This window comes from Streptomyces sp. NPDC057900 (assembly GCF_042887885.1).
In the GTDB taxonomy this organism is placed as follows: Bacteria; Actinomycetota; Actinomycetes; order Streptomycetales; family Streptomycetaceae; genus Streptomyces.
The window spans coordinates 1,429,710-1,455,314 of record NZ_JBHVOI010000002.1; the positions used below are offsets into that span (position 1 = coordinate 1,429,710).

At 72.2% G+C, this 25,605-nt stretch carries 21 protein-coding genes and 1 pseudogene; 15 read left to right on the forward strand and 7 right to left on the reverse strand.

Annotation, left to right across the window (positions count from 1 at the left end; translation table 11 throughout):
- Window positions 1-53: 53 nt before the first annotated feature.
- Window positions 54-965 carry a TetR/AcrR family transcriptional regulator C-terminal domain-containing protein gene (locus ACFVQ0_RS13735; protein ID WP_390087500.1) on the reverse strand — a complete coding sequence of 304 codons (912 nt, stop codon included), beginning with the start codon at window positions 963-965 and terminating at the stop codon, window positions 54-56.
- Window positions 966-1,103: 138 nt separating this feature from the next.
- Between ACFVQ0_RS13735 and ACFVQ0_RS13740 the strand changes: the two genes are divergently transcribed.
- The gene (locus ACFVQ0_RS13740; RefSeq protein ID WP_390087502.1) at window positions 1,104-2,690 is read left to right on the forward strand and encodes an MFS transporter; all 1,587 of its coding nucleotides are present in this window, start codon (window positions 1,104-1,106) and stop codon (window positions 2,688-2,690) included.
- Here ACFVQ0_RS13740 and ACFVQ0_RS13745 read toward each other — a convergent pair.
- Together ACFVQ0_RS13745 and ACFVQ0_RS13750 are read right to left on the reverse strand one after the other, a co-directional pair.
- Window positions 2,629-4,491: an ABC transporter ATP-binding protein gene (locus tag ACFVQ0_RS13745; RefSeq protein WP_390087504.1), complete on the reverse strand. Its 1,863-nt coding sequence runs from the start codon at window positions 4,489-4,491 to the stop codon at window positions 2,629-2,631. The two genes, ACFVQ0_RS13740 and ACFVQ0_RS13745, sit on opposite strands and share 62 nt — an antisense overlap.
- Window positions 4,488-6,356 carry an ABC transporter ATP-binding protein gene (locus ACFVQ0_RS13750; protein WP_390087506.1) on the reverse strand — a complete coding sequence of 623 codons (1,869 nt, stop codon included), beginning with the start codon at window positions 6,354-6,356 and terminating at the stop codon, window positions 4,488-4,490. Before ACFVQ0_RS13750 ends, ACFVQ0_RS13745 begins: the two co-directional genes overlap by 4 nt.
- Window positions 6,357-6,522: 166 nt before the next feature.
- Between ACFVQ0_RS13750 and ACFVQ0_RS13755 the strand changes: the two genes are divergently transcribed.
- From ACFVQ0_RS13755 to ACFVQ0_RS13775, 5 genes are all read left to right on the forward strand, one after another.
- Entirely contained in the window at window positions 6,523-7,398 is an 876-nt protein-coding gene (locus ACFVQ0_RS13755) for a hypothetical protein (protein WP_390087508.1), read from the forward strand.
- Window positions 7,399-7,501: 103 nt separating this feature from the next.
- A complete protein-coding gene (locus tag ACFVQ0_RS13760) occupies window positions 7,502-8,440 on the forward strand; it encodes an ABC transporter ATP-binding protein (RefSeq protein WP_390087510.1) in 939 nt (312 codons plus the stop codon).
- Between the two features lies 1 nt (window position 8,441).
- Complete coding sequence (locus ACFVQ0_RS13765) at window positions 8,442-9,230, forward strand: ABC transporter permease (RefSeq protein ID WP_390087512.1); 789 nt, start codon at window positions 8,442-8,444, stop codon at window positions 9,228-9,230.
- A gap of 20 nt (window positions 9,231-9,250) precedes the next feature.
- On the forward strand, window positions 9,251-10,525 hold the full coding sequence (locus tag ACFVQ0_RS13770; RefSeq protein ID WP_390087514.1) for a sensor histidine kinase: 1,275 nt from the start codon (window positions 9,251-9,253) through the stop codon (window positions 10,523-10,525).
- A gap of 43 nt (window positions 10,526-10,568) precedes the next feature.
- Complete coding sequence (locus tag ACFVQ0_RS13775; protein ID WP_390087516.1) at window positions 10,569-11,219, forward strand: response regulator; 651 nt, start codon at window positions 10,569-10,571, stop codon at window positions 11,217-11,219.
- Window positions 11,220-11,228: 9 nt separating this feature from the next.
- Here the strand turns inward: ACFVQ0_RS13775 and glgX are convergent, their stop codons facing one another.
- Window positions 11,229-13,472 carry a glycogen debranching protein GlgX gene (gene glgX / locus ACFVQ0_RS13780; RefSeq protein ID WP_390087518.1) on the reverse strand — a complete coding sequence of 748 codons (2,244 nt, stop codon included), beginning with the start codon at window positions 13,470-13,472 and terminating at the stop codon, window positions 11,229-11,231.
- Between the two features lie 153 nt (window positions 13,473-13,625).
- On the opposite strand from glgX, the gene ACFVQ0_RS13785 reads away from it, so the two are divergent.
- From ACFVQ0_RS13785 to ACFVQ0_RS13815, 7 genes are all read left to right on the forward strand, one after another.
- Window positions 13,626-14,858: an Ig-like domain-containing protein gene (locus ACFVQ0_RS13785; RefSeq protein ID WP_390087520.1), complete on the forward strand. Its 1,233-nt coding sequence runs from the start codon at window positions 13,626-13,628 to the stop codon at window positions 14,856-14,858.
- A gap of 258 nt (window positions 14,859-15,116) precedes the next feature.
- Complete coding sequence (locus ACFVQ0_RS13790) at window positions 15,117-16,373, forward strand: Ig-like domain-containing protein (RefSeq protein ID WP_390087522.1); 1,257 nt, start codon at window positions 15,117-15,119, stop codon at window positions 16,371-16,373.
- A 197-nt stretch (window positions 16,374-16,570) separates the two neighbouring features.
- The gene (locus ACFVQ0_RS13795; RefSeq protein ID WP_390087524.1) at window positions 16,571-17,005 is read left to right on the forward strand and encodes a cold-shock protein; all 435 of its coding nucleotides are present in this window, start codon (window positions 16,571-16,573) and stop codon (window positions 17,003-17,005) included.
- Window positions 17,006-17,086: 81 nt separating this feature from the next.
- Window positions 17,087-17,854 (forward strand): enoyl-CoA hydratase/isomerase family protein, encoded by a 768-nt coding sequence (locus ACFVQ0_RS13800; protein ID WP_390087526.1) that lies wholly within the window; start codon window positions 17,087-17,089, stop codon window positions 17,852-17,854.
- 251 nt (window positions 17,855-18,105) lie between these two features.
- A complete protein-coding gene (locus ACFVQ0_RS13805) occupies window positions 18,106-18,621 on the forward strand; it encodes an ATP-binding protein (protein ID WP_390087528.1) in 516 nt (171 codons plus the stop codon).
- A gap of 388 nt (window positions 18,622-19,009) precedes the next feature.
- Window positions 19,010-19,825: a polysaccharide deacetylase family protein gene (locus tag ACFVQ0_RS13810; protein ID WP_390087530.1), complete on the forward strand. Its 816-nt coding sequence runs from the start codon at window positions 19,010-19,012 to the stop codon at window positions 19,823-19,825.
- Window positions 19,825-21,015 carry a hypothetical protein gene (locus ACFVQ0_RS13815; RefSeq protein WP_390087532.1) on the forward strand — a complete coding sequence of 397 codons (1,191 nt, stop codon included), beginning with the start codon at window positions 19,825-19,827 and terminating at the stop codon, window positions 21,013-21,015. The genes ACFVQ0_RS13810 and ACFVQ0_RS13815 overlap by 1 nt, the downstream gene beginning before the upstream one ends.
- 46 nt (window positions 21,016-21,061) lie before the next feature.
- On the opposite strand, the gene ACFVQ0_RS13820 is transcribed toward ACFVQ0_RS13815, so the two are convergent.
- Entirely contained in the window at window positions 21,062-21,700 is a 639-nt protein-coding gene (locus tag ACFVQ0_RS13820; RefSeq protein ID WP_390087534.1) for a GNAT family N-acetyltransferase, read from the reverse strand.
- A gap of 145 nt (window positions 21,701-21,845) precedes the next feature.
- Between ACFVQ0_RS13820 and ACFVQ0_RS13825 the strand changes: the two genes are divergently transcribed.
- Complete coding sequence (locus ACFVQ0_RS13825) at window positions 21,846-22,055, forward strand: EF-hand domain-containing protein (protein ID WP_390087536.1); 210 nt, start codon at window positions 21,846-21,848, stop codon at window positions 22,053-22,055.
- A gap of 162 nt (window positions 22,056-22,217) precedes the next feature.
- On the opposite strand, the gene ACFVQ0_RS13830 is transcribed toward ACFVQ0_RS13825, so the two are convergent.
- Window positions 22,218-22,649: an STAS domain-containing protein gene (locus tag ACFVQ0_RS13830; protein WP_390087538.1), complete on the reverse strand. Its 432-nt coding sequence runs from the start codon at window positions 22,647-22,649 to the stop codon at window positions 22,218-22,220.
- 156 nt (window positions 22,650-22,805) lie between these two features.
- Between ACFVQ0_RS13830 and ACFVQ0_RS13835 the strand changes: the two are divergent.
- Window positions 22,806-23,869, forward strand: a pseudogene (locus tag ACFVQ0_RS13835) (CopD family protein).
- Between the two features lie 21 nt (window positions 23,870-23,890).
- On the opposite strand, the gene ACFVQ0_RS13840 reads toward ACFVQ0_RS13835, so the two are convergent.
- On the reverse strand, window positions 23,891-25,396 hold the full coding sequence (locus ACFVQ0_RS13840; protein ID WP_390087540.1) for a carboxylesterase/lipase family protein: 1,506 nt from the start codon (window positions 25,394-25,396) through the stop codon (window positions 23,891-23,893).
- Window positions 25,397-25,605: the final 209 nt, after the last annotated feature.

The following is a 25,605-nucleotide window of genomic DNA, read 5'->3' on the forward strand; positions in this document are numbered from 1 at the left end:
ACCGCGTCAACAAGATGGCCGGAATTCGTCCGTTGCCGTAATGGTCATGTTCGTTAAGCGGACGTTTCGCCGATCATCACCGCGATGCCGTCCAGAGTCCTCTGGAGCCCGAATTCGAAGAGGACGCCGAGGTCCAGCTCGAAGTCCTCGTGTTCGAAAAGACTGTGAAGAACCGGGAAGTGACCACCTGTCGAGACGGCTTCGAACTGTGGCTCGTTCCGCGTCATCCATTCCTCGTCCGAAAGCCCGGTGTCCTGGAACGCCTGCGCCTCCAGGTCGGCCGCCAGCGCCACCCCCTGCACATAGGCGAACAGGGTCAGATGGGTGTGGAGCATGGCGTGCGGGGCGAGCCCGGTACCCCTGAGGACCCGCAGCACCCACTCCGTGTAACCCATCGCGTGCGGGGAGGCGGTGGGCCGGGTGAAGGACGCCATCGCCTGGACCATCCACGGATGCCGCCCGTACACCGCGCGCAGCCAGCGGGCGGCGAGTTCCAGCCCGGTCCGCCAGTGCTGCGGTACGGGACCGAGCGGATGCTCACCGAAGGCCGCCTCCGACATCAGCCGCACCAGCTCTGCCTTGCCCGGGACATGGCGGTACAGCGCCATCGTGGACGTGCCCAGTACGGTCGCGACCCGGCGCATCGACACCGACGGCAGCCCCTCGGCGTCGGCCAGCCCGACGGCGGTGCGCACGATCCGCTCCCGGCTCAGCGCCGGTCCCGCCCCGGCGGCGCCGAGCTCGGGCCCGCGCTCGGAAACCACGGTGCCGACCCCCGGCACGGCCCGCACCAGGCCCTCCGCGCGCAGCACGGACAGCGCCTTCGTGGCCGTAGCCATGGCGACACCCCACTCCCGGACGACGGCCCGGGTGGACGGCACCCGCTCACCCGGGGCGAGTTCACGCGAGTCGATCCGCCGGCGCAGCTCGGCGGCGATCCTGAGGTAGGGCGGTTCGGTCGGCACGGAGCGGACTGTACTAGTGCACCCAGTACGACGTACACCGCCCGGAGCTGCCCGAACCGCTCAAGTGCCCTCCGGGACGGCGGACATGCACTACGGCGCTGTTTGTGGTGTACGCGGACCCGCTGCTGTGCTCGCGGCATGACTTCCTCACCGCCGGCCGCCCTCGCGGGCCGCCGTGAATGGACCGCGCTCGGCGTACTGATGCTGCCGCTGCTCTTCGTCTCGATGGACGTGTCCATCCTCTTCTACGCGCTGCCCGCCATCGGCGCCGATCTGGAACCGGGCTCCACCCAGCAGCTCTGGATCCTGGACATGTACGGCTTCGTGCTGGCCGGGCTGCTCATCACGATGGGCGCGCTCGGTGACCGGATCGGCCGCCGGAAGGTGCTGACGGCCGGCACGGTCGTGTTCGCCGCCGCCTCCCTCGCCGCCGCCCTCGCGCGCTCCCCGGAAGCCCTGATCGCGGCCCGCGCCCTGCTCGGGGTGGGCGGTGCCTGCCTGATGCCGTCCACGCTCGGGCTCGTCCGCAACCTGTTCCACGACCGCGGCCAGCGGTCCCGGGCCGTCGCGCTCTGGACGACCGTGATGGCCACCGGGATCTCGCTCGGCCCGGTCGTCAGCGGAATCCTCCTCGCACACTTCCGGTGGGGCGCGGTCTTCCTGATCAACCTGCCCGCGATGGCGCTCCTGCTGGTGCTCGCGCCGATCCTGCTCCCGGAGTCCCGGAACCCGGTGAAGACGCGGTTCGACGTCCTGAGCGCGGCGCTCTCCCTCGCCGCGCTGCTGCCGGTGATCCACGGCATCAAGGAGCTCGCCAAGCACGGCTACCGGCCGCTGCCCGCCCTCGGCATCGCCGTCGGGCTCGTCCTCGGACTGGTCTTCGTCCACCGGCAGAGCCGGCTCGCCCACCCCATGGTCGACCTGGCCCTCCTGCGCCGCCGCGCCTACGGGGGTTCGGTCCTGGTCAACCTGCTGGCGATGGGCGCCACGATCGGCTTCGCCGCCTTCTTCTCGCAGTACGTGCAGTCGGTACTCGGCAAGAGCCCGTTCGAGGCCGCGATGTGGAGCCTGGTGCCGTCGGTCGGCGTCATCGTCGCCGCACCCGCCGCGGGCGCGCTCGCCAAGCGCCTGGACCGCGGTTACGTCATGGCCGGCGGCTTCCTCGTCTCGGCGGCGGGCTTCCTCTGGCTCACCGGAATCGGGACCGGCTCCCCGCTCTGGGCGACGCTGGCGGGCTCCGCCGTCTACGCGGGCGGCCTGGTCGCGGCGATGACCCTCGCCAACGAACTCGCCCTGGGCGCCGCCCCGCCCGAGCGCGCGGGCTCCGCGGCCGCCGTACTCGAATCCGGCCAGGAACTCGGCGGCGCCCTGGGCATGGCCCTGCTCGGCTCGCTCGGCGCGGTCGTCTACGGACGCGACATGGCCGACGCCGCCCCGGACGCCCCCGACGCTGCCCGGGAAACCCTGGGCGGCGCGGTGGCCGTCGCCCGGGATCTCCCGTCGCGCGGCCAGGACGCCCTGCTCTCCGCCGCGTCCAAGGCCTTCACCCACGGCCTGAACACGGCGGCGGCGGGCGCGGCCGCGGCGATGGTACTGGCCGCGCTGGTCTCTGTGGTGCTGCTGCGACGGGCGGGGGAGGAGCGCGGCGCGCCGGGCACCCAGGTCAGACCAGACTCTCCCGCCACACCCGGTGCAGCCCCGCGAACCGCCCCGTACCGCCGATGAGGTCGGCGGGGGCGCCGTCCTCCACGATGCGGCCGTACTCCATCACCAGGACCCGGTCCGCGATCTCCACGGTCGACAGCCGGTGGGCGATGACCACCGCGGTGCGGCCGTGCAGCACGGTGTCCATCGCCCGCTGCACCGCACGTTCGCCCGGGATGTCGAGGGAGCTGGTCGCCTCGTCGAGGATCAGCACCGCCGGGTTCGCCAGCAGGGCGCGGGCGAAGGCGACCAGTTGGCGCTGGCCGGCCGAGATCCGGCCGCCCCTCTTGCGTACGTCGGTGTCGTAGCCGTCGGGCAGGCCGCTGATGAAGTCGTGGGCGCCGATCGCCTTCGCGGCCCGCTCGATCTCCTCGCGGGTCGCGTCCGGGCTGCCGATCGCGATGTTCTCGGCGACGGTCCCGGAGAACAGGAACGCCTCCTGCGTCACCATCACCACCCCGCGCCGCAGTTCGGGAACGGCGAGGTCCCGCAGGTCGGTGCCGTCCAGCAGGACCCGGCCCTCGGTCGGGTCGTAGAAGCGGGCCAGCAGCTTGGCGAGCGTCGACTTGCCGGCGCCCGTCGAACCGACCACGGCGATCGTCTGGCCGGCCGGAACGGTCAGATCGAAGCGGGGCAGCACCTCACCGCCCGTGCGGTAGGCGAAGCTCACCGCGTCGAAGACCACCTCGCGGCCCGGCAGTTCGCCCTTGAGCGGCGGCAGCTCCCGGGGCTCCAGGGCCTCCGGGACCGTCGGGGTCTGGGCCAGCAGGCCCGCGATCTTCGTCAGTGAGGCCGCCGCCGACTGGTAGGAGTTCAGGAACATGCTGAGCCGGTCGATCGGGTCGTACAGCCGCCGCAGATACAGCACCACCGCGGCCAGCACCCCGAGGGCCAGGGTGCCGGAGGCGACCCGGTAGGCACCCCACAGCACGATCGCGGCCACCGCGGTGTTGGCGATCAGCCGGGACCCGACGACGTAACGCGCGTTCTCGATCATCGCGTCGCCGTTGGTGCGCCGGTGCTCGTGGTTCAGCTTCTCGAACACCGCGTCGTTGACCGGCTCCCGGCGGAACGCCTGGACGGGCCGGATGCCGTTCATCGTCTCCGCGAACTTCACGATGACCGCGGCGATCGCCGTCGACCGGCCGGCGAAGATGACTCCCGCCCGGCGCTGGTACTGCCGTACCAGCAGATACAGCGGGGCGAAGGAGAGCACCGCGACGGCGCCCGTCGCGAGATCCAGCCAGAGCAGCATCAGGGAGATGGAGACGAACGAGAGGACGACCCCGATCAGCTCCTGGAGCCCCTCGCTGAGCAGCTCCCGCAGCGACTCCACATCGGTGGTGGAACGGGAGATCAGCCGGCCGGAGGTGTACCGCTCGTGGAAGTCCACGCTCAGCGCCTGCGCATGGCGGAAGATCCGGCCGCGCAGATCGAGCAGGGCGTCCTGGTTGACCCCGGCGGAGGCCCTGATGAACGCGTACTGCATGGCTCCCGCACCGGCCGCGCAGAGGGCGTAACCGAGGCCCACGGCGATCAGCGGCCCGTAGTCCTCGTCCCGGAACGCGGGCACCCCGCTGTCGATGGCATACGCGACGAGCAGCGGTCCCGCCTGCACCGCGACCTGCTGGACCAGCAGGAACAGCGCGGCCACCACGACCCGCGCGCGGTGCGGGCGGAGCAGCGACAGGAGCAGCTCGCGCGTCGCGCCACGGGGCGTGGGCAGGTCGTCGCGGTCGAAGGAGTCCCTGGGGGCCGGGGCCTGGGCGGCCTTCTCGTCGTCGCCGTCCTCCGTGGGGCGCCCCGTCGTGGTGCTGGTCATCGGCTGCTGCCCTCCTCGGCAGGGGCGTACACGCCCAGGGTGTCGTTGGTGGGGCCCGGGGCCGGAGGGAACGCGTCCGCGCCGTCCGGGAGGTCCGCGCCGGACATCAGCCAGGCGTACTCGGCGTTGCCGCGCAGCAGTTCCTGATGGGTGCCGACCGCGCTGATCCGGCCCTCCGACAGGAGCGCCACCCGGTCCGCGAGCATCACGGTGGACGGCCGGTGGGCGACCACCACCGCCGTGGTCTCCTTCAGCACACTGCGCAGCGCCGCCTCGACCAGCGTCTCCGTGTGCACGTCCAGCGCGGAGAGCGGGTCGTCGAGCACCAGGAAGCGCGGCCGGCCGACGACGGCGCGGGCCAGCGCGAGGCGCTGGCGCTGGCCGCCGGACAGGCTCAGCCCCTGTTCACCGACCTGGGTGCCGGTCCCGTGCGGCAGCTCGTGGACGAAGTCGGCCTGCGCGACCGAAAGGGCCCGCCGCAGCTCGTCCTCGCCGGCGCCCTCCGCACCCATCAGGACGTTCTCCGCGACAGTCGCGGAGAAGAGCGTCGGCTCCTCGAACGCCACGGAGACCAGCTTCCGCAGCCGCTCGCGCGGCATCGCGGTGATGTCCTCGCCGTCCAGGGTGATCCGCCCCGCGCTGGCGTCGTGCAGCCGGGGCACCAGCGCGGTCAGCGTGGTCTTGCCGCTGCCGGTGGCCCCGACCAGGGCCATCGTCTCGCCGGGCCGGATCCGCAGATCGATCCGGTCCAGCACAGGGGCGGAGTCCGGCGCCGCGTCCGGGTAACGGAACCGGACCCCCTCGAAGACCATGCCACCGGCCCCGGAGCCCGCCCCGGACGGGCCCGCCGGACCCTGCGTCGCGGTCTCCTTCTCCTCGGCCACGTCCATCACCTCGAAGAACCGGTCGGTAGCCGACGCCGACTCCTGGCACATCGCCAGCAGGAAGCCGGTCGCCTCGACCGGCCAGCGCAGCGCGAGCGCCGTGGAGAGGAAGGCGACCAGCGTGCCCGCCGACAGACCGCCGTCCGCCACCTGGATCGTGCCGAGCACCAGCGCGGCCCCGATGGCGAGTTCGGGGATCGTCGTGATGAGGGCCCAGATGCCCGCGAGCAGCCGCGCCTTGTCCAGTTCGGTGGCCCGCAGGCGCTGCGCGAGGGCGCGGAACGCCAGCGCCTGGCTGCGGTGCCGGCCGAAGCCCTTCACGATCCGGATGCCGAGCACGCTCTCCTCGACCACCGTCGTCAGGTCTCCGACCTGGTCCTGGGCCTTCCGTGCCGCCAGCGAGTACTTCGCCTCGAAGACCGAGCAGACGATCATCAGCGGCAGGACGGGGATCAGCAGCACCAGGCCGAGCGTCCACTGCTGGCCGAGCAGAATCACGAAACCGACCACGATGGTGGTGGAGTTGACCACCAGAAAGGTCAGCGGGAAGGCCAGGAACATCCGCACCAGCATCAGGTCCGTGGTCCCGCGCGACAGCAGCTGGCCCGACGGCCACCGGTCGTGGAAGGCCACCGGCAGCCGTTGCAGATGCCGGTACAGGGCGGCCCGCATGGACGCCTCGACCCCGGCCAGCGGACGCGCCACCACCCAGCGCCGGAGGCCGAACAGGAGCGCCTCCGCGATCCCGAGCAGCAGCAGGTACAGCGCCCCGAGCCAGACGCCGCCCGGATCCCTGGCGGCGACCGGGCCGTCGACCATCCACTTCAGCACGAGCGGGATCACCAGCCCGAGGCACGAGGCGACGACCGCGATCAGGACGGCGGATGCGAGCCGGGCCCGCACCGGCTTCACGTACGGCCACAGCCGCATCAGGGAGCGGGCGGTGGACCGGTCTTTGGGCTCTACATGTTCTTCGGGCATCAGGCGCGAGCCTACGGTTCACCACTGACAACGCTCATCTGGTTTTCCGGTCAGGAGCCCGCTTGACGCCGTGACCGCGGCCGTCGATATTTGGTCAGCCCCGGGGGAGGGGCGGCCGGTCGCGGAATCCGCGCGGCCGGGTCCGGGACCATCGGGGGCAGAACACATGACGACGGCCGACGTCTACAGCGAACGCTGTGAGCAGCTCTTTCTGGCGGGAGGCCTCGCCGGGGTCCGGCGCGCCGCCACCCAGGGGCTCGACGAGACGGGTCCGCACGCCGACCTGTACTGCTGGCTGGCCGTGGCCCACGCCTCGGAGGACGACGACGACCACGACACCGAGGCCGAACGGGCCTTCAGGAAGGGCCTGGCCCTGGACGCGGACCACCCCGGCCTGCTGGCCGGGTACGCCGAGCTCTGCCTGCGCAGCGACTCGTTCGAGTACCCGGGCCGGGCCGCCCGTGCCGTGGAGCTGACCCGGCGCCTCGAAGAACTCGCCCCCGACTCCCCGGAGAACGACCGGCTGCGGGCCGCCCACCGCTGGGCCGCCCGCGGCTACTGGGAGGACCTGCGGATGTCGGCGGCCGAGGGCGCGGTGAGGCGGCAGGCGCTTGAGACCCGGAGCGACGAGATCGCCCAAGCCCTCAGAGGCCGGCGACCGGAGGAGGCACGGGCCGAGGCAATGGCGGCCGCCGCGGCCCGGCCCGACGACCGGCGGGCCGCCGTTCTCGCCGACACCCTCGAAGCGCTCGCCGGGCCGGGCAACGCCCCGCTGCGCTGGGCCGCCCGGCACCGCGCGGAGGCGTGGGCGGTGTCGTTCGCGCTCTCGGCGCTGACGAGTCTGCTGCTCCGGACCACCGGAGTGGTCCACGGGTTCGGTCCCTGGGGGCTGCTGTGGATGGTGCCGATGCTGCTGGCCGACGCACGGCTCACCTCGGTACGCAAGGAGGCCGAACGGCTGGCCGTGGCACGCCTGGAGGCACGGCTCTCGGAGAGCGACGGGACCGGGACCGCCGGGGCCGCCACCACCGCCGACGCCTGACGGGCCGTAGGGCGGTCGTAGTCCGGCATCAGCCGATCGGCTGATGCCGGTTCGAGCGCGATGGCGGATGGAGCGCGCGGCCCCGGGCCGGGATGCTCGTGGCATGGCAATCATCGAAGTGGACGGGGTGCGCAAGGCCTACGCCGGACGCCCCGCGGTGGACGGGGTGAGTTTCACCGTCGCGGAGGGGGAGATCTTCGGGATCCTCGGCCCCAACGGCGCCGGCAAGACCACCACCGTCGAATGCGTCGAGGGGCTGCGGGTCCCCGACTCCGGTACGGTCCGGGTCGCCGGGCTCGACCCCGTCGCCGACCACGACCGGGTGACGCTGCTGCTCGGCGCCCAGCTCCAGGAGAGCGAACTCCAGCCCAAGATCACGGTGGGCGAGGCGCTCGACCTCTACAGCGCGTTCTACCCGGACCCCGCCGACTGGCGGTCACTGGCCGAACGCCTCGGCCTGCACACCAAGCTCACCACCCGGTTCGGCAAGCTCTCCGGCGGCCAGAAGCAGCGGCTGTCCATCGCGCTCGCACTCGTCGGCAACCCCCGGGTCGTGGTTCTCGACGAGTTGACCACCGGCCTCGACCCGCGTGCCCGGCGCGACACCTGGAAGTTGATCGAGGAGGTGCGCGACAGCGGCGTCACAGTGCTGCTCGTCACCCACTTCATGGAGGAGGCCCAGCGGCTCTGCGACCGGATCGCCGTGATCGACAAGGGCCGGCTCGCCGCCCTCGACACCCCCTCCGGGCTGATCGCCAAGGCCGGCAGCTCCACGGTCATCTCCTTCACGCCCTCGCAGCCGCTCGACGACGACGAGCTGACCCGGCTGCCCGGCGCGGCCTCGTACGAGAGCCGGGGCGGCCGGATCGTCATCAACGGCACCGACGAGACCGTCAACGCGGTGATCTCGCTGCTGGCCCGGCTCCGTATCACCGCGCACCAACTGCGCGTCTCCGAAGCCACTCTGGACGACGCGTTCCTCGACCTCACCGAGCAGTCCGGCCCGGCCGACGTCCACGACCTCACGGAACGGGGAGTCTGAGATGGCTACTTCGCACACCGCCCCCGCACGCACCCCCCGCGCCACCCCGGCCGGCGCCCCGCTCGCGGTCCTCAGGTCCGAGACCCGGCTCTTCCTGCGCGAACCCGGCAGCCTCTTCTGGATCCTGGTCTTCCCGACCGTCCTGATGACGGTCCTGGGACTGATCCCGTCCTTCCGGCAGCACGACGACGGGCTCGGCGGCCGGCGCGTGATCGACCTCTACGTCCCCGTCGCGGTGCTGCTCGCCATGATCATGGCCGGGCTCCAGGCGATGCCGCCGGTACTGACCGGCTACCGCGAGCGCGGCATCCTGCGCCGGATGTCCACCACCCCGGTGCGGCCCGCCGCCCTGCTCGGCGCGCAGATCGTCCTGCACGGTGTCGCGGGGCTCGGTTCCGCCGTGCTGGTGATGGCGGTCGGCCGGATCGCGTTCGGGGTGCGGTTGCCCGGACAGCCGTTCGGCTATCTGCTGGCGCTGCTGCTGGCCGTCGCCTGTGTGCTGGCCCTGGGCTCGCTGGTCTGCGCGATCTCCCGCACCACCAAGATCTCGGCCGCCATCGGCTCGGTCGTCTTCTTCCCGATGATGTTCACCGCGGGCGTCTGGGTGCCGGTGCAGGCCATGCCCGGCACCCTCCGGCACATCGTCCAGGTCACCCCGTTCGGCGCGGCCTCCCAGGCGCTGGACCGGGCGGCCTCCGGAGCGTGGCCGAGCTGGGGGTACCTCGGGGTGATGGTGCTGTGGGCCGCGGCGGTGGCGGCGGTCGCGATCCGCACGTTCCGCTGGGAGTAGGGATCGGGGACACTTCAGCCATGCACGCGGGTGGGAGCGAAGCCGTGTCCGGGGCGCCGACGGCCGAGCAGTGGTGGGAGCGGTTCTTCCGGTACGGGCCGTACGGACTGCTCACGCTGGCCACCGCGGTCTCGGCCGTCACCAGCGACCTCATCATGTCCCGGCAGGACGTGTACGCCGTCGCGGTCCTCGTGCCGTCCGCGCTCGTGCTCCAGCTCTGGTGGGGACGGTCGCGGGCGGCTGCGGGGTCGCGGGCGGCGCGGGCCTACTTCGTCGTCCGCACCCTCCTGGCGTTCGGGCTGACCTGGTGCAACCCGTTCTTCGCCATCTTCACGACGCTCGGCTACTTCGACGCCGCCCGGGTGCTTCCGCGCCGGGGCATCAGGGCCGGGCTGCTGGCCACCGCCGCCATCATGGCGGGCTCGCAGTCCGGCGGCGGCCTGCCGCCCGTCAGCCTCATGAACTGGGTCGCCTTCGTCATCCTCTTCGCCCTGCACGGGACCCTCACCATGGTGTTCGCCCAGATCGGCAGCCGGGAGGCGGAGCAGTCCCGTACCCAGGACGAGACCATCGCCGCGCTGGAGTCCGCCAACGCCCGGCTCGAACAGGCCATGGCGGAGAACGCCGGACTGCACGCCCAACTGCTCGTCCAGGCGCGGGAGGCGGGGGTGGCCGACGAGCGGAGCCGGATGGCCGCCGAGATCCACGACACCATCGCCCAGGGGCTGACCGGGATCATCGCCCAGCTCCAGGCCGTGACCTCTGCGGCGGTCACCGATCCGGAGCTGGCCGGGGAACACCTCCTGCGGGCCACCGCGCTGGCCCGGCACAGCCTCGGCGAGGCGCGCCGCTCCGTGCACAATCTGCTTCCCGCCGCGCTGGAGCACGACGATCTGCCCGGCGCCCTGAAGAAGACGGTCACCTCCTGGTCGGAGCGGACCGGTGTCCGGGCCGAGTTCACCGTCACCGGCACGGCGGAGCCGCTGCACGACGAGGTCGGCGCCACCCTGCTCCGGATCGCGGAAGAGGCACTCGCCAACGCCGGCCGCCACGCCGCCGCCTCCAGGACCGGCGTCACCCTGTCCTACATGGGCGACGAGATCACCCTCGACGTGCGGGACGACGGCCGGGGCTTCGACCCGGACGCGCTGGAGCCGTACCGGGGCGCCGGCGGATTCGGCCTCGGCGGCATGCGGGCCCGCGCCGAACGCATCGCGGGCACGGTCGAGGTGGAGACGGGCCCCGGTCTCGGCACCGCGGTCTGCGCCCGGGTCCCGCTGGTCCGCGACGACTGAGCGGCTGTCGCCCGCCGCCGCGGGCGCAGTACGGTGGGCCGCTATGGCCCAGGAACCCGCGCGCGTCATCACGCTGATCGTCGTCGACGACCACCCCGTCGTACGGGACGGGCTGCGCGGCATGTTCGCGTCCGCGCCGGAGTTCGAGGTGCTCGGCGAGGCGGCCGACGGCGTCGAGGGCGTCGAGATGGCCGTCCGGCTCGACCCCGACGTCGTCCTGATGGACCTCCGGATGCCCGGCGGCGGCGGAGTCGCCGCGATCACCGAACTGACCCGGCGCGGCGCCCGCTCCAGGGTCCTGGTCCTCACCACGTACGACACCGACTCCGACACCCTGCCCGCGATCGAGGCCGGTGCGACGGGGTACCTGCTCAAGGACGCCCCGCGCGAGGAGCTGTTCACCGCGGTGCGCGCCGCCGCGGACGGCCGCACCGTCCTGTCGCCCGCCATCGCCTCCCGGCTCATCTCACGGGTGCGCGCGCCCGCCGCGTCCGGCGGCGAGACGCTCTCCGCGCGGGAACGCGAAGTGCTCGAACTCGTCGCCAGGGGCACATCGAACCGGGAGATCGCCGCCGTGCTGTTCATCAGCGAGGCCACGGTGAAGACCCATCTCACCCATGTCTTCGCCAAGCTGGGCGCCAAGGACCGTGCCGCGGCCGTCGCCGTCGCGTACGACCGGGGAATCCTGGGCTGAGCGCCGGGCTCACTCCCGTACCCGCAGCAGCAGGACCGATCTCGCGGGCACCGTGAGGGCCGAGTCGCCCCGGTGGACGGTGCCCGGCGCGGTGGACTGGTCCTCGCGCGCGGTGTCCAGGACCAGTTCGTAGTCCCGCGCCCACGGTGGGCCCGGCAGCCGGAAGTCCACCGGGCGGTCACCGGCGTGCAGCACCGCGAGGAAGCTGTCGTCGCTCACCTGCTCGCCCCGTGCGTCCCGGCCCGGGATGTCGCGCCCGGAGAGGTACAGCCCGATCGTCGCCGCCGGGGCGTACCAGTCCTCCTCCGTCATCTCCGCGCCCCGCCGGGTGAACCACGCCAGGTCCCGCAGCCCGTCCGGGGCCTGCGCGCGCCCGGAGAAGAAGGCCCGGCGGCGCAGCACCGGATGGGTGTGGCGCAGCGCCAGCACCCGGGACGTCAGCTCGGTCAGCGCCCGCCACTGGGGCCGCTCCAGCAGCGACCAGTCGACCCAGCTGATCTCGTTGTCCTGGCAGTAGGCGTTGTTGTTGCCGCCCTGGGTGCGGCCCATCTCGTCGCCCGCGACCAGCATCGGCACCCCGGTCGACAGCAGCAGGGTGGTGAGGAGGTTGCGCAGCTGGCGCAGGCGCAACGCGTTGACCTGGGGGTCGTCGCTCTCGCCCTCGGCGCCGCAGTTCCAGGACCGGTTGTCGGAGGTGCCGTCGCGGTTGCCCTCGTTGTTGGCCTCGTTGTGCTTGTGCTCGTAGCTCACCAGATCGCGCAGGGTGAAGCCGTCGTGCGCGGTGACGAAGTTGACCGAGGCGTACGGGCGGCGCCCGCCCCACGCGTACAGATCGCTCGACCCGGTCAGCCGGTAGCCGAGATCGCGTACGTCGGGCAGCGCGCCGCGCCAGAAGTCCCGGACGGCGTCGCGGTAGCGGTCGTTCCACTCCGTCCACAGCGGCGGGAAGGCGCCGACCTGGTATCCGCCGTTGCCGACGTCCCACGGCTCCGCGATCAGTTTGACCCGGCGCAGCACCGGGTCCTGGGCGATGACCGCGAGGAACGGGGAGAGCATGTCGACGTCGTGCATCGAGCGGGCGAGCGCGGCCGCCAGGTCGAAGCGGAAGCCGTCCACGCCCATCTCGGTGACCCAGTACCGCAGCGAGTCGGTGATCAGCCGCAGCACGTTGGGCTGCACCACGTGCAGGGTGTTGCCGCAGCCCGTGTAGTCCGCGTATCTGCGGGCGTCGGACTGGAGCCGGTAGTAGCCCCGGTTGTCGATGCCGCGCAGCGACAGCATCGGGCCCAGCTCGCCCGCCTCCGCCGTGTGGTTGTAGACCACGTCGAGGATCACCTCGATCCCGGCGTCGTGCATCGCGCGGACCATCCGCTTGAACTCGCCGACCTGCTGGCCCGCCGTGCCGCTCGCGGAGTAGCCGGCGTGCGGGGCGAAGTAGCCGATCGAGTTGTAACCCCAGTAGTTGTGCAGCCCGCGCCGCAGCAGATGGTCCTCATGGGCGAACTGGTGCACCGGCAGCAGCTCCACCGCCGTCACCCCGAGGTGCTTCAGATGGCCGATCGCCGCCGGGTGCGCGAGTCCGGCGTAGGTGCCGCGCAGCTCCCGCGGGATGCCGGGGTGGCGCTCGGTGAAGCCGCGCACGTGCAGTTCGTAGATGACGGAGTCGGACCAGGGCGTCTTGGGCCGCCGGTCCTCGGCCCAGTCGTCGTCATCGTGGACGACGACCCCTTTGGGGACGTACGGGGCGGAGTCCCGTTCGTCGCGCACGGTGTCCGCGACCTGCTGATCCGGCCAGTCCCTCACATGGCCGTACACCTCGGCCGGAAGGGTGAAATCGCCGTCCACGGCCCGTGCGTAGGGATCGAGGAGCAGTTTCGCCGCATTCCAGCGGGCGCCCGTCCACGGGTCCCAGCGGCCGTGCACCCGGTAGCCGTAGCGCTGACCGGCCCGCACACCGGGGACGAAGCCGTGCCAGATCTCGTGGGTCAGCTCGGTCAGCGGCAGCCGGGTCTCGGCGCCGTCCTCCGCGAAGAGGCACAGCTCCACGGCCTCCGCCCCGCCCGCCCAGAGCGCGAAGTTGGTGCCCGCCACCCCGTCGGGCCCCACCCGGAAGCGGGCTCCGAGGGGCATCGGCGTACCGGGCCACACGGCGGGCGCCCGCTGTCCGGGGGCGACGGCGGGCCGCTCCACCGCCCGGCCCGCCGGCCTCGTGGACGTCTTCGGCACTGCCTCCTGCTCGGCTGCGCTCGACACCTGCTCGCCTCCCGCGGCTCTTGGGGGACCGGCACCGAAAGGGAGCGCGCGGCGTCCCGGCCGCGGCTCCCCGAGTGTGGTCGTCCCCTCTGTTCTGCCCACGAGTGGCCCCGCACTCACGTTTCCCTCCGGCGGCCCCGTCGTTGGGGGGACGTGAACCACGTAGCGAAGAAGGCAGGCGCGAGACAGGCCACCGTGCTGAGACGGTCGGGACTGCTCGTCGTACTGGCCGTACTGGTTGTTCTGACCGGCTGTTCGGGCGCCGGTTCGATCATCGGCGGGAAGTCCCGGTCGCCGCAGGAGGCGATCCGGATCACCCCGCAGGACCGGGCGGAGGACGTGAAGGCGGACGCCGAGGTCGGGGTGAAGGTCCCGGACGGGCGGCTGGAGAGCGTCAGGGTGACCCGGATCGAGGACGCGCAGCGGCAGGAGGTGAAAGGCCTGATCGCGAAGGACGGCCTCTCGTGGACGCCGCAGGGCGCGGCGGGCCGGCTCGGGCTCGCCGCCAAGTACAGCGTCGACGCGGTGGCCGTGGACGGCGCGGGGCACCGCTCGGCCCGCCACACCACCTTCACCACGGTGGTGCCCGAGCACCGCTTCATCGGCTACTTCAAACCGGAGAACCGGTCCACGGTCGGCACCGGCATGATCGTCTCCTTCGAGTTCAACCGCCCGATCACCCGTAAGGCGGCCGTGCAGCGGGCCATCAGGGTGACCAGCGATCCGCCGGTCGAGGTGGCCGGGCACTGGTTCGGCGCCGACCGGCTGGACTTCCGCCCGGCCGCGTACTGGGAGCCGGGCACGGAGGTCACCGTCGAGGTGGGGCTGCGCGATGTGGAGGGGGCGCCGCAGGTGTACGGCAGCCAGCGCAAGACCGTCCGCTTCACTGTGGGCCGGGAGCAGATCTCCCGGGTGGACTCGGCCGCGCACACCATGCGGGTGAGCCGGGACGGGCAGCTCGTCTCCACGGTCCCGATCACGGCGGGCTCCCCGACGACGACCACGTACAACGGCAAGATGGTGGTCAGCGAGATGCACGAGGTGACCCGGATGGACGGGCGGACCGTCGGCTTCGGCGGCGAGTACGACATCAAGGACGTGCCGCACGCGATCCGGCTCACCGAGTCCGGCACCTTCCTGCACGGCAACTACTGGTCCGACGACGACATCTTCGGCACGACCAACGTCAGCCACGGCTGCATCGGTCTCCGTGACGAGCAGGGCGGCAGCGGGTCCACCCCGGCCGGCTGGTTCTTCGACCGGACCCTCATCGGTGACGTCGTCGAGGTCGTCAACTCCAAGGACAAGCAGGTGGCCCCGGACAACGGGCTGAGCGGCTGGAACCTGAACTGGCGCCAGTGGAAGGCCGGTTCAGCCGTGCGCTGATCCTCGGCGGCCCGTCCCGGAGTCCTCCGGGACGGGCCGGACCGCGGCCCCGTACAGCCGCTCGCGCGGGCAGCGCCTCCGACCAGGGGAAGTCCTGAACGAGTTGGGACGGAACGGTGACATTGCGGGGGAGATCTGTCCGCAGCCGGTGTGATTATCTTTCGCTGAGCGCGCATATGCAGCGCGCGGGGGCGGGAGCTTGCGAGCTCCCAGGGCCGGCCTTGGCGGGGCCAGGCCGTGCGAGGGGAGACGACCACATTGAACGGGCAGCCGATATCGGGGACATCGGTCAGGGCGGACAGCGGGCGGCGCGGACGTGGGTCCACCGGACTGCTGGCCCTGGTGCTGGGCGCGCTGCTGCTGCTGGTGACGGCATGCGGCGGCGAGGACGGCGGCGACGAGGGCAAGGGCGGCGCCGGCAAGGGCGGGGCGAAGAACGGTGACACCAGCGCCTCCCAGGCCGTGGTGAAGGTCGCCCCGCAGGACGGTGCCGACTCCGTCGCCACCAGCGGGGCGCTGAAGATCTCGGCCGAGCAGGGGAAGCTCTTCACGGTCAAGGTCTCCGACCCCAAGGGGGCCGAGGTCGAGGGGAAGATCGCGGCGGACGGCACGAGCTGGGAGCCGGACCAGCACCTGGCCTCCGCGACCAAGTACAAGGTCCACGCGGTGGCGAAGGACGAGAAGGGCCGTGAGTCCGCCAAGGACACCGCCTTCACCACGCTGGTCCCGAAGAACACCTTCATCGGGCAGTACACCCCGGAGGACGGTTCCACGGTCGGTGTCGGCATGCCGGTCTCGATCCACTTCACCCGGGGCATCACCGACCCGGAGGCCGTCGAGAAGGCCATCAAGGTGACGGCGGACCCGGCCGTCGAGATCGCGGGCCACTGGTTCGGCAACGACCGCCTGGACTTCCGGCCGCAGGACTACTGGGCGGCCGGCACCAAGGTGACCGTGAAGCTCAACCTCGACGGCGTCGAGGGACGCCCGGGGGTCTACGGCAAGCAGGCCAAGACGGTGTCGTTCACCGTCGGCCGCCGGCAGGTCAGCACCGTGGACGCGAACACCCACCGGATGAAGGTCGTCCGCGACGGCAAGCAGATCAAGGACATCGCGATCTCCGCCGGCGCCCCGGCCACCACCACGTACAACGGCAAGATGGTCATCAGCGAGAAGCTCCGGGTGACCCGGATGAACGGTGACACCGTCGGCTTCGGCGGCGAGTACGACATCAAGGACGTGCCGCACGCGATGCGACTGTCCACCTCCGGCACCTTCATCCACGGCAACTACTGGGGTGGTTCCGGCGTCTTCGGCAACACCAACACCAGCCACGGCTGCGTCGGCATGCTGGACGCGCGCGGCGGCGGTGACCCGGGCACCCCGGCGGCGTGGTTCTTCGACAACTCGCTCATCGGTGACGTCGTGGTCGTGACGAACTCCCACGACAAGACGATCCAGCCGGACAACGGCCTCAACGGCTGGAACATGGACTGGTCGCAGTGGACCAAGTAGCTCCGCGGCACTGACCACGGACCCGCATGACGCCGGCCCCCGGACCACAGTGTGGTCCGGGGGCCACGATTTCCTGGCACAGTGGTGCGCAGGCGGTCGCGGGGCGGGTCCGCGGTGGTGTACGAGGTCCGGGCCCGGCCGCCGCGGCAGGGGTACCCCGGGCACGGGTCCGGGGTTTCGTTGAGAGGTTGGTTCCGATGGTCACCGGTCGTGTGGTGCGGTTCGACGGCGTCAAGGGTTACGGGTTCATCGCTCCCGATCACGGGGGCGAGGACGTCTTCCTGCATGTGAACGACCTCCGCATCCCCGAGGCCTCCCTCCGGCCCGGTCTGATGGTCGGGTTCGAGGTCGAGCAGGGCGACCGGGGGCTGAAGGCGTCCGCCGTGCGGCTCGCCCCCGGCAGCGGCCACGCGGCCCCGGGCTCCGGGTTCCAGGGGCACTCCGAGTCCCCCGCCAGGCAGGTCGTGGACGGCGACGACGTGCTGTGCGACGTGCTCAACTCGCGGGAGTACGTACGGGAAGTGACGGAGGTGCTGCTGGAGGCGGCGCCCGGCATCACCGCCGCGCACATTCTCCAGGCCCGCCAGGGGCTGCTGCAGTTCGCCAAGCAGCACGGCTGGGTCGAGGGCTGAGAGCCGGCCGGGGGGCTGTGACGAACGGCACCGGCTCCCGGGCTGTTCGCCCCTCGGTTAGCGCCGGTTAACCTGCCTCCCATGACCGTAACCCTCGAAGTAAGCGGCGGCGTCGGCACGATCCGGCTGGACCGTCCGCCGATGAACGCCCTGGACATCGCCACCCAGGACCGGCTGCGCGAGCTGGCGGAGGAGGCCTCCGGGCGCGACGACGTACGCGCCGTGGTGCTCTACGGCGGCGAGAAGGTGTTCGCGGCGGGCGCGGACATCAAGGAGATGCAGGCGATGGACCACCCGGCGATGGTGGTCAGGTCCAAGGCGCTGCAGGAGTCCTTCACCGCCGTGGCCAGGATCCCCAAGCCCGTCGTCGCGGCCGTCACCGGCTACGCGCTCGGCGGCGGCTGCGAGCTGGCCCTCTGCGCCGACTTCCGGATCGCCGGGGACAACGCCAAGCTCGGGCAGCCGGAGATCATGCTCGGACTGATCCCGGGCGCCGGCGGCACCCAGCGGCTCGCCCGCCTGGTGGGTCCCGCCAAGGCAAAGGACCTGATCTTCACCGGCCGCCACGTGAAGGCCGAAGAGGCGCTCGCCATGGGTCTGGTGGACCGGGTCGTACCGGCCGCGGAGGTGTACGAGCAGGCGCACGCCTGGGCCGCGAAGCTGGCGAAGGGACCCGCCCTGGCACTGCGCGCCGCCAAGGAGGCGGTGGACGCCGGCCTGGAGACGGACATCGATACGGGCCTCACGATCGAACGCACCTGGTTCGCCGGACTCTTCGCCACGGAGGACCGGGAGCGCGGTATGCGCAGCTTTGTGGACGAGGGACCGGGCAAGGCCAAATTCCTCTGACCGAACGCCAGTTGGGAACAGATCACGGCGCGTTCATCCGTGCGGGCGGATTAGCTGAGCCTTAAGGCAACCTTAAGGCTCAGCGCTCCGTCCGTGCCGGCAAACTCGCTCGGGCGCGGCGTCCGTGCAGGTCAGCGGGGTTGTGAGCGGGCGCATTCTGCCAGTGGCATATGCCAGCAGACCACTGCGGAATTGCTGATTCCGGGGTGGGGATTTCCCCGGAACGGCCCCGGAGTGTCCACCTTGCGGCCATGATGGTGCTCATGGCGGGCCTGGAAGGTGTGGAGCAGCCGCGACAGCGCAGCAGCGCGACAGCGGCACGGAGGATGCCGGCCGTCGAGGACGAACAGGCGTTCAAGGCGCTGGAGTTGTTCGGTAATCCGACGGAGGAGGAGGTCCGGCTGCCCTCCCGTCCGGAATCCGCGGCCACCGCCCGTCGGCTCACCTCCTGCGTGGTGCTGCGTCAGTGGGCGCTCTCCCCGCAGACCGGCGAGTACGCCGTGCTGCTCGTCTCCGAACTCGTCGGCAACGCGGTGCGGCACACCGGGGCCAGGGTCTTCGGCCTGCGGATGCTGCGCCGTCGCGGCTGGATCAGGATCGAGGTGCGCGACCCCTCGCGCGGACTGCCCTGCCTCATGCCCGTACAGGCGATGGATGTCAGTGGGCGGGGCCTCTTCCTCGTCGACAAGCTCTCCGACCGGTGGGGCGTGGATCTGCTGCCGCGCGGCAAGATCACCTGGTTCGAGATGCGGATCTCCGACCGCTGACGGCCCCCGGACACACAGAAGCCCCCGGTTCGGCCGTGGTGCGGCGCTGCGGGGGCTTCTGTGTGGGGGCCGTGAAATGGGGGGTGTGTTCACGGCCGCTTATGACGACCCGGCCCGGGTCAGTGCGGGTCGTGTCACCGACTATGGCAGACGGGCGACTACATCGCCAAAGCCGCAAATCGCCCATAAGTGTATAGTTTCGGCGATTATGGCGATGAATCTTAGGTGTGCTGGGTCACTCGCCTGGAAATCCATGAGTGCTGCCAGGGCTTGGCGGGTGATTCATCGATCCCCGCCGATGTCGACCGCGCGCATCCGTGTGATCGATGAAAGCGGCAAAAAGGGTCAATTGTTATTTTCCTGACAGTCCGCACTTACTGTTCTGCGCATGAACGTCTCCGACACTCCGGTGCACCGGCGCAGCGCCCTGCGCGCAGGAGCCGGGGCCGCCCTCGCCGCAGGTCTCGCCGCCGGTTGCGGGGAGCGGGAAACAGCCGACACCGGGGGCGCCGGGGCGAAGACCCTCACCCACCCGGCACCCAGCAAGCCGCCCGCCTCCGCCGGAGCGCACGCCCCCGCACCCGCCCCGCGCAGCTTCCCCGGGCAGCCGGTGCAGATCGGTCACGGCCCCCGCGACCGCGCCCGCGTCGCCCTCACCTTCCACGGCCAGGGCGATCCCGCCATCGCCAGGACCGTGCTGGCGGAGGCCGAACGGGCCGGGGCGCGGGTCACCGTCCTCGCGGTCGGCGGCTGGCTCGACGAACACCCCGAGATGGCCCGCCGGATCCTCGACGGCGGCCACGACCTCGGCAACCACACCCAGCGGCATATCGACATCTCCTCGATGGACGAGGCGCAGGCGTACGCGGAGATCACCGGCTGCGCCCAGCGGCTGCGACGGCTCACCGGCTCCATCGGTACCTGGTTCAGGCCCTCGCGCACCCAGTACGCCACCCCGCTCGTCCAGCGGCTCGCCGTCCGCGCGGGCTACCCGCACGTCCTCTCCTACGACGTGGACTCCCTCGACTTCACCTCGCCCGGCGCCGCGGCCGTCACCCGCAAGGTGGCCGGCGAGATCCGCAACGGATCGGTGGTGAGCATGCACTTCGGCTACGCGGACACGGTCGCCGCGCTGCCCCTCCTTCTCACCGAACTCGACCGCCGCCAACTGCGCGCGGTGACGACCACGGAGCTGTTGACCTGATGCATCCCTCCACCACACGCACCGCGGCCCTGCTCGGGGGCGTCCTGCTCGCCGCACTCACCGGCTGCGGCACCCCCGCCGGCAAGTCGGCGTCCGACTCCGCGACCGAGGCCGCCGCGCCACCCGCCAGGGCCGAGCACGTCACCCCGCCCGAGCCGCCCGCACTGGCCGGGATGCCTCCGGTGCTCGACCCCGCGAACGTGTACGCGGCCGACGCCGCCGGAAAGCTGTCACCGGCCGTCAAGGGCTTCCCGTCCCGGGTGTACGTCCCCAACACCAACTCCAACACGGTGACGGTGATCGACCCCGCCACGTACAAGGTCATCAAGACCATCCCGGTCGGCCGGCAGCCGCAGCACGTCGTCCCGTCCTGGGATCTGAAGACCCTCTGGGTCAACAACGACGTCGGCGACAGCCTCACCGCGATCGACCCGGCGACCGGCGAGGCGGGGAAGACGGTCGACGTCTCCGACCCGTACAACCTCTACTTCACGCCCAACGGCAAGTACGCCATCGTGATGGCCTCGATGGACCGTCAGCTGGTCTTCCGTGACGCGCACACCATGAAGACGGCCAAGGCCGTCCCGGTCAGCTGCGCGGGGGTCAACCACGCGGACTTCTCGGCGGACGGCCGGTACTTCATCGTCTCCTGCGAGTTCTCCGGCGAACTCCTCAAGGTCGACACGGCGAGGATGAAGGTGGTGGGCCAGCAGAAGCTGCCGTTCAAGGGCGCCATGCCGCAGGACGTGAAGCTGTCGCCCGACGGAAGCACGTTCTACATCGCGGACATGATGGCGAACGGCATGTGGGTGCTGGACGGGAAGAAGTTCACCACCCCCAAGCTGCTGCCCACCGGCAAGGGCTGCCACGGGCTCTACGTCAGCCGGGACGCCAAGGAGATGTACATCTCCAACCGGGGCGAGGGCTCCGTCTCCGTCTTCGACTTCGCGCAGAGGAAGCTGGCGAAGAAGTGGCATCTGCCGGGCGGCGGCAGCCCCGACATGGGCGGCGTCTCCGCCGACGGCAAGGTCCTCTGGCTGACCGGGCGTTACAACTCGGAGGTGTACGCGATCGACACCACCAGCGGCAAGCAGCTGGCCCGCATCCCGGTCGGCAGCGGACCGCACGGCCTCGCGGTCTACCCGCAGCCGGGCCGCTACTCGCTCGGCCACACCGGCGTCTTCCGCTGAGCCGGGTGGCGCGGGTGGCGCGGGTGGCGCGGATCGCTCGGGTGGCTCAGCTTTTGATCAGCAGCGCCTCCGAGCCCACCGGCCGGTAGCCCGCCGCCTGGAACGTCCGCACACTGCGGGCGTTCCCCGGCGACTGCTGCGCCCACACCACCGGGCCCGGCACCAGCTGCCGGGCCGCCCGCGCCAGCCGCTCGCCGAGCCGCCGCCCGCGCGCCTCCTCCGCCACCTCGATCGCCGCCTCCCAGCGCCCCGCGACCCCGCGCCCGAGGATCAGCACCCCGCCCTCCGTCCGCCAGACCCGCACCTCGTCGCGGAAGCCCATTGCCCGTGCCACCCGGGGGTGTCCGGGGTCCCGGATCTCCCGCAGCTCCAGCTCGGGATCGCCCGGCAGCGCGGGTGCGACCGTGAGCAGGTCGATCGTGTTCATGTGCCGGCCGGTCCGGGCCATCAGCGCGCCGAGGAAGTGCGGGTTCATCGTCGCGGCGAGCGCGTCACCGGGGGTGCCGGCCAGGGCCGCCCGCACCCACCGCGGGTCCTCGTCCGTGAACACCACCGAGTGCGCGGTGAACGCCAGCACCCCGGCGTCCCGCGCGTTCGGCTGCCGCACCACCGTCGTGGACCCGTCCGGCGACGGGAACCGGCCCTGCGCCGCGGCTGCCAGAATCTCCGTCAGTGCCTCGGTCATCGCGCCGTACTCTCCCCGTTCCGGACCACCGCCCGCCGGTCGGCGGGCGGCCCCACCCATGATCGACGACCGGCCGCCGCGATCGCCATCCGTCCCGCCCGATAATCTGACCTCCGTCATATAGGCATTACGAAGGGGCGGAACAGTGGCGGACATCGAGTCGGCGCGCAAGGCGTTCGAGCGGTACGACCTCAACGGCGACGGGCTGATTTCGGCTGCCGAGTACACGAGCGTCATGGCTCAGCTGGGGGACCCCTACGTCACCGAGCCGGTCGCGCAGGCCGTGATCAACTCCCACGACGCGAACGGTGACGGGCTGCTCACCTTCGACGAGTTCTGGGCCGCGCAGAACTAGGGCCTCTTGTCTGGATCAGGCTGGATCAGGGAGCGCGCCGCGAGGTGCGGCACCAGGGCGCGCGAGCCCGGCCTGATCCAGAAAAGGCCGTGGGGCTGACGGCTGCCTGCCCAGGACCCCGGCCGGCGGGCCGGGGGCCCGGAGCCGCTGGACCGGTCTCGTTCACTGCCCGGACGCGCCGGTTCCGCCGTCCTGCGGTTCCGGCGCCTCCCGCGCGGCGAAGGCGTCGTCCGGCGTCGCCACCGGGCGGAACAGGTCGTGCAGCCGGCCCGCCCGCAGCAGCCGCAGGATCCGTGGGCAGTCGCAGACGAGCCAGAACCGCCCGTCCCGGTCCAGCGTCCGCCGCCGGGCCCGGCACAGCAGCGTCAGCCCCGAGCAGTCGAGGAAACTCACCTCGGTCAGGTCGACGACCACGTGCGGTGACCCGTCGGAGGTGGCGCAGTCCAGAACTGGTGCGATGAGCGTCGCGGTCGCGATATCGATCTCGTCCCGCAGCGCCACCACCGTCCGGCCGTTCCTGCGGTACACGTGGCCGCACGGTTCGGGCAGGGGGACCAGGGTGGGGGATGCCGTGGGGGACAGCCTCTCGGTCATGATGCCTCTCCTCGCAGCGCCGAATCCGCGGAGGCACCCGGGCCTGGGTGACTGTCAGTGGGGTGACAGTCGGTGAACCTAACCCGAGGCTCGTGGCGGGCGGGGATGCAGAAACGTTCGCGCCTGCCGTAATGCGTCCTTCCGGGTGAATGTTCGATGGTGCCGTGGACGCCGCGGGCCCATTTGTGTGGTTGTCGGTCAGGAGGGAGGTGGGCGGTGCTTCCCTCCCGCGTGCCCGCACCCGCCTGTCGCGGGCCGTCGGCCGCCGTACTCGGCACGGCGGGCGCCTGCCCGGCGGCCGTGGCCGCCGCCCTGCTGGGCGCCACCGCCGCCGCCCACGGCACCGGTGAACTGCGCATCCCCGGCGCCGGAACGGCCACCCTGCTGCGTACGGTCCTCTTCTGCGCGCTCGCCGCCACCGCACTGTCCCGCACCCTGCCGGGCCGCCCGGAATCCGCGCCGCGCAGCTGGGCGGCGGCGGCCTCGGTCGCCGGGGCGCTGGCCGCCGCGGGACAGATCGTCCGGCTCGCCCGGGTCAGCGATCTCGGGCTCGTCGAGACCTACGGCACCCGCGAGGGCGGGCTGCTGCTGCTCACCGCCAACGGCTTCGCCCTCGCCGCCTGCTGCGCGGTGAGCCGCCGCCCGGCCCTGGCCGCCGCCCCGCTCGCGCTCGTCGTCGTCGCGGAGTCGTCGCGCGCCCACCCCGAGGTGTACAGCCCGGCGGTGGGCGCCGCCCTCACCGTCGTCCATCTGACCGCGGCCTCGCTCTGGTGCGGCGGACTCCTCCACGTGCTGCGCACCATGCGGCTGTGGCGGCGGACCGGGCCCGGCGCCGCACGCGCGCTGCTGGGGCCTGTCGTCGAACTGCCGTCTGCCGGGCAACGACGGCACTTTGACGACAGGCCCCAGGCCGCTATGCCCGGCTCGCCGGCCGGCTGTACGCGCCCCTCGCGGTGACCGGGACATGCAGCGCCCTGCGCCGGCTGCCGCCCGATGTCGTCCTCACCTCGGCGTACGGGCGCACCCTGCTGGCCAAACTGGTGCTGCTGGCCGTCGTGAGCGCGCTGGCGCTGGGCGCGCGCCGCAGGCTGGCGTCGGACACGGACCCGACCGCCGCCCACCGCCGCGCGCGCCGCGAACTGGTGGCGCTGGCCGCCGTCGTGCTCGTATCGGCGGTGCTGACCGTCGTACCCGACCCGCACTGGCTCAGCACCCGCTGACCGCCGCGCTGACCGCCCCGCTCAACGCCCGTCGCGGTACGGCGCCCAGCCGCGCAGCTCGTCGTCGCGCGGGGCGCGCGCCGTCGCGGGGGCGCCGGGGCCGAAGAGCATCACCGGGCGCGAGGCGTCCCAGCCGGGCCAGCCCGGATCCCCGCAGAGCGCGAACCGCACCCACGCCGCGTGCATCGCGGCGGCCAGCTCCCGGGGCGCGTCCCGGCCGGCGAGCAGCACCGCGTCCGGCCGGTCCAGGTTGTCGAAGACGAAGCCGACCTCCAGCCCGTGGCAGGCGCCGAGCCGCTGTACGGGGGACGGCCAGCCGAACTCGTAGAGGTGGGTCGAGCCCGCGGCACCCACGCGGGCGTCGGCCAGCCGGTTCAGCGGGACGCGCAGCAGGAGGTCGGTGGCGAGGGCGCCGAGCAGTTCGCCGGGGGTGGCCTGCGGCCGGTTGGCCCGGTAGGTACGGGCCGTGGCGCCGGGCACCCGGAACTTCAGCAGGGCCAGCCGGAGTTTCGTGCGCGAGAGGCGCTCGGTGAGCCCGCTGGGTACGAACCAGAGCCGGTACTCCTCGGTGTTGGAGCCCATCAGCAGATCGACGCCGGACGCTGCGCCGTCCCGCAGGGCCTCGGCCGGATCGCGGGGCAGCAGCTCGCCGTCCACCACGATCTGGAAGGAGTTCCCGCCGGTCAGCGGGGAGCCGCCGCTCGTCACCGCTGTCTGCGCCGCCAGCAGCGCGGCGGGGTCCACCGCGGCCAGGGCCTGTGCCGTCGCGGCCGTCCCGAGCCGTTTCGCGATCAGCTCCGTGGTGCGGCGAGCCTTGTCCACGGGGAGCGCGGTCGGGGCTCCGCTCTGCATCACCGCCCGCCGGAACAGCCCCCGGGACCGTGGCGCGGCGAGCAGCGCGCCGATACTGATGGCCCCGGCCGACTCGCCGCACACCGTCACCAGGTCCGGATCTCCGCCGAACGCCGCTATGTTGTCCCGCACCCAGCCGAGCGCCGCGAGCTGGTCGAGCAGGCCCCGGTTGGCGGGCGCGTCCGGGAAGACCCCGAACCCCTCGATGCCGAGGCGGTAGTTGAGCGACACCAGGACCACGCCGTCGCGGGCGAAGGCGGCCCCGTCGTACAGCGGGACGGCGGACGAGCCGTGCAGCAGCGAGCCGCCGTGGATCCAGACGAGGACGGGCAGTCCGGTGCGACCGGGCGACGGGGTCCAGACGTTGAGGTTGAGGCAGCCGTCACCGTCCACCTCCGGGTCCGGCAGCAGCCGGTCCAGCGGCGGGGCGTACGGCCGCTTGGGCGCGGTGGGGCCGAAGGCCACCGCCTCCCGTATGCCTTCCCAGGGTTCCGGCGGTGCCGGCGCCCGGAACCGGTGCGCGCCGACCGGCGGCGCCGCGTACGGGATGCCTCGGAAGACGGCGACGCCCTGTTCGTACGCGCCCCGGACGGTGCCCCGGTCGGTCTCGGCGTGCGGGGCGGTCCGGTCGGCCTCTGACGCGGATCCGGATATCGGAGGAGGTGCGGCAGTCATGGATGCCTCCAGCCCTTCTGCGGTACGGCCGGCGAGTTCGGGTCATCGGAACCGCCGCCTGGCATCGGGCGTACGTACCAGGACATCACGGCAGGGGTCGGTCGGCCATTCGTGGGCGACGGCGGAGCCGGAAGCGGCCGTTCTCACCGGGGCGCGTTTCCGGTCACGGGCGGGCCGGCCGGGGCCGGACGACGTTCCCGACGGCATGG